The sequence below is a fragment of the Amycolatopsis sp. NPDC004079 genome (assembly GCF_040610415.1).
Lineage (GTDB): Bacteria > Actinomycetota > Actinomycetes > Mycobacteriales > Pseudonocardiaceae > Amycolatopsis > Amycolatopsis halotolerans.
The window spans coordinates 1-4,116 of sequence record NZ_JBEXMH010000151.1 but is presented as its reverse complement, the minus strand read 5'-3'; the positions used below and the strand labels follow the sequence as shown (position 1 = coordinate 4,116).

At 71.2% G+C, this 4,116-nt stretch carries 1 protein-coding gene; it reads left to right on the top strand.

Annotated elements, in window-relative coordinates; genetic code table 11:
- The coding region (locus ABZX37_RS49230; RefSeq protein ID WP_354751253.1) for an SDR family NAD(P)-dependent oxidoreductase at positions 1–4,116 on the top strand (4,116 nt) is incomplete at both ends.

Sequence of the window (4,116 nt, the reverse complement as noted above, 5' to 3'; positions counted from 1 at the left end):
CACCATCCCCACCCTCCACCGCAACAAACACACCCCCACCCAACTCCTCCACGCCCTCACCCACGCCCACCTCACCGGACTCACCGTGCACTGGCACACCATCAACCCGCCCCACCCCCACCTCCCCGACCTGCCCACCTACCCCTTCCAACGCAAGCGCTACTGGCTCGACGGCGAACCCGACGGCGCGGACCCCGCGCATCTCGGCCAGCAACCGGTCGGCCACCCGCTGCTCGCCGCGGCCGTCCCCGTCCCCGACACCGGCACGCACCTGTTCACCGGCCAGGTGTCCGCAAAGGACGATTCATGGCTCGCCGACCACCGAGTCCACGACACCCCGATCCTGCCCGGCACCGCGATACTCGACCTCGTCCTGCACGCCGGGCAGCACACTGACCACCCGTACATCCAGGAACTGACCGTCCACACCCCCGTCGTCACCGCCGAACCCACCGCACTCCAACTCCACATCCACGCCCCCACCGACAACACCCGCACCTTCACCCTCCACACCAAACCAACCCACGACCCCCACCACCCCTGGACACCCCACGCCACCGGCACCCTCACCACCACCCCGCCCGAGGCCCGGTCCGCTCCCGCCGTCTGGCCGCCCGCCTCCGGCACGCCGCTCGATCTCGACCGGCTCTACGACGAGCTCGCCGACACCGGCCTGCACTACGGCCCGGCGTTCCGCAATGTCCTGCGGGCATGGAGAGCAGGCGACGACCTCTACGCAGAGATCGCGGCAGCCGACGCCGACGGCCATACCCTCCACCCGGCGGTCTTCGACGCTGCCCTGCATCCGGCAGCGCTCACCGAGGACGGGACCACCCGGATGCCGTTCACCTGGACCGGGGTCACCGCGACCGCGACCGACGCGGAGGTGCTCCGGGTGTACCTCCGCCGCTCGGGCCCCGACGCGATCGGCCTGAGCATCTTTGCCGAGGAAGGCACACCGGTGGCTTCGGTCGACGCGCTGGTGACCCGGCCGGTCCCGGCCGGCAGCGAGGTCGGCACCGCCCGAAGCGCGGTGTTCGCTCTCGACTGGGTGCCCGCGAAGGCAAGCGGGCCGGCGCCCGCCGTCACCGTGCTCGGCGACGCCTCCATTCCGGACGGCATCAGCGGGTTCGACCTCGCCTCGGTGCCGTCACCGGCCCCGGATGCGGTGCTGGCCATCGTCCCGTGCCGCGACGGCGATCTGCGGTCCACTGTGGACTCGGTGCTGACACTGATCCGGAACTGGCTCGCCGAAGACCGATTCGCGAGCAGCCGCCTGGTCTTCGGCACCCAGGAAGCGGTACCGGCGAACGGGACGCCGGATCTCGTCGGTGCTGCGGTGTGGGGGCTGGTGCGCTCCGCGCAACTCGAGCACCCCGGCCGGTTCGCGCTGGTAGACCTGCCCGAAGGCGACGACGGCTCGATGCTGCCCGCCGCGCTGGCCACCGGCGAGCCGCAGACAGCGGTCCGCGACGGGCGGATTCTGGTCCCCCGGCTGGCCCCGGCCCGTGAGTTCGACGCGGATTCCGGTTGGGACGCCGTCGATCCTGAAGGCACCGTGCTGATCACCGGCGGTACCGGGACGCTGGGCGCCGCCGTGGCCAAGCACCTGGTTTCCGTGCACGGCCTCCGGCATCTCCTGTTGGCCAGCCGCAGCGGACAGAACGCCGCTGGCGCGGCCGAGCTGACCGCGGAACTCGCGGACCTAGGCGCCGAGGTCGCCGTCGCCGCCTGCGACGTCGCCGACCGGGACGCAGTGGCCGCACTGCTGGACCGAATCCCGGGTGCACACCCGCTGACCGCGGTCGTGCACCTGGCCGGCGCGCTGGCCGATGCCACGGTGACCGAGCTGACCGCGGAACAGGTTGGCGTCGCGCTCGGGCCGAAAGCCCTCGGCGCCTGGCATCTGCACGAACTCACCTCCGGACTGGCGGCCTTCGTGCTGTTCTCCTCAGCGGCCGGAACGCTGGGCAGCCCTGGCCAAGCCGGCTACAGCGCTGCCAACGCGTTCGTGGACGCCCTCGCCGCGCAACGACGGGCCGCCGGTCTGCCCGCGGTGTCGGTGGCGTGGGGCCTGTGGGAAGAAGGCAGCGCGCTGACCCAGTCGCTCGGCACGGCTGCCCGCGCCCGGATCCGGCGTGCCGGGCTCGCGCCGCTGGCCACCGACCTGGCCCTGAAAGTCCTGGACGCCGCCGCGACGGCTGTCGAGCCGACCGTCGTGGCAGCGAGGCTGGACCGCGTCGCCCTGCGGGACCTGGTGCAAGCCCAGGCGCTGCCCGCGGTACTGCTCAATCTCGCTCCGAAGCCGGCGAGACGAGACTCCGGCGGGAATCGGCTGGCCGGGGAGATCGCCGCGGCCGCGGACCAGGGCCGGGTGGCGCTGGAATTCGTGCGCTCGCTGGCGGCCGCGATTCTCGGGCACGCGGACGCCCTCGCGGTGGACGTCGACCGCGGATTCTTCGACATGGGATTCGATTCGCTGACCGCGGTGGAGCTGCGCAACAGGATCAACGCCGCGACCGGGCTGGCGCTGCCCGCGACTCTGCTGTTCGACTGCCCCACCCCGGCCAGGCTCGCCGACCATCTGGTGACCGCCGTGCTCGGCAACGCCGAGGAAAGCACCGGCCCGGCCCGGCCGACCGGCCCGGTCGACGACACGGAACCGGTCGCGGTGGTCGGGATGGCCTGCCGCTATCCGGCGAATGTCGCCTGCCCGGCGGATCTCTGGCGAGCCGTGACGGGCGGGGTCGACAGCGCTGGTCCGTTTCCGGTTGGTCGTGGCTGGCCCGCTGATCTGCACCATCCCGATCCCGACCATCCGCACACCACCTACGCCACCGCCGCGCACACCCTGGCCGATCCCCACCACTTCGACCCCGCCTTCTTCGGCATCAGCCCCCGCGAAGCGCTCACCATCGACCCCCAGCACCGGCTGCTGCTCGAAACCACCTGGCACACCCTGGAAAACGCCCATATCGAACCCGCGACGCTCCAGCACAGCAACACCGCCACCTACATCGGCACGATGTACAACGACTACGCCAGCCGCCACCACACCCCGCCACCCCAACACGAACCCCACCTCGGCACCGGCAGCGCACTCAGCATCGCCAGCGGGCGCATCGCCTACACCTACAACCTCCACGGCCCCGCGATCACCATCGACACCGCCTGCTCCTCATCCCTGGTCGCCGTCCACCTCGCCGTCCAAGCCCTCCGCCAACACAAAACCGACCTCGCCCTCGCCGGCGGAGTCACGATCATGTCCACCCCCGGACTCCTCATCGAATTCAGCAGACAACGCGGACTCGCCCCCGACGGACGCTGCAAACCCTTCTCCGACAACGCCGACGGCACCGGATTCGGCGAAGGCGCCGGCATGATCCTGCTCGAACGACTCACCGACGCCCAACGCAACCACCGACGAATCCTCGCCGTCATCCGCGGCAGCGCCGTCAACCAAGACGGCGCCAGCGCACAACTGTCCGCACCCAACGGACTCGCCCAGCAACACGTCATCCAAGAAGCACTCGCCGACGCCCGGCTCACCCCCCACGACATCGACGCCATCGAAGCCCACGGCACCGGAACCACCCTCGGCGACCCCATCGAAGCCAACGCCCTCCACGCCGTCTTCGCCCCACACCGCGACCGACCGCTCTGGCTCGGCTCCATCAAATCCAACATCGGCCACACCCAAGCCGCCGCCGGAATCGCCGGCGTGATCAAAATGATCCTCGCGCTCCACCACCACACCCTGCCCCCCACGCTGCACGCCGATCGCCCCACCAGGAACGTGGACTGGTCCTCGGGCGCGATCGCCTTGCTCAGCGACAGCAAACCCTGGCCTGCCGGCGATCGCCCGCGCCGCGCCGGCGTCTCGTCGTTCGGCATCTCCGGCACCAACGCGCACCTCATCCTGGAAGAACCGCCCCCTCCCGAACCCGTCGAGCCGAACCGGCCCACCGTGTTCGCCGACGAACACGCGCTTCCGTGGATCCTTTCCGCCAAGACCCCGGACGCACTCCGCGACCAGGCTCGTGATCTGGCGGGGCATGTGGCGCGCAACCCGGGCCTCGAGCTCGACGACGCCGCCCGCGCCCTGGCCCGCCGCAC